Origin of the sequence: Caballeronia sp. ATUFL_M2_KS44, assembly GCF_023630965.1 — a bacterium.
Lineage (GTDB): Bacteria > Pseudomonadota > Gammaproteobacteria > Burkholderiales > Burkholderiaceae > Caballeronia > Caballeronia concitans.
Genome location: NZ_JALQEA010000121.1, coordinates 1 through 230, shown reverse-complemented (window position 1 = coordinate 230; position 230 = coordinate 1). Strand labels below are relative to the sequence as shown.

The window sequence follows — 230 nt, the reverse complement described above, 5'->3', positions numbered from 1 at the left end:
AGCTGCTGCCGCTCATCGACGCGCACGCGAACGTGCGGCTCGACGCGTCCGAGCAAAGCATCACCGATCTCGATGTGCGGCTCCTGAAGAACGCGTCGGTGACGGGCGGCGGCGCGCTCAAAAGCGGCAGGGGCAAGTTCGACCTCAAGGTCGCGAAGCTCGATCTGAACGCGATCGAGCCGACGCTGCGCCCGACGGATTTCGCCGGACCGATCCGCATCGAGCTGGAT

1 protein-coding gene is annotated in these 230 nt (G+C 66.1%); it reads left to right on the top strand.

The annotated features are described in order from the left end of the window. Nucleotides 1-230, top strand: a 230-nt coding sequence (locus tag NCR39_RS29605; protein WP_250456335.1) for a hypothetical protein, incomplete at both ends; no start/stop codon positions are given.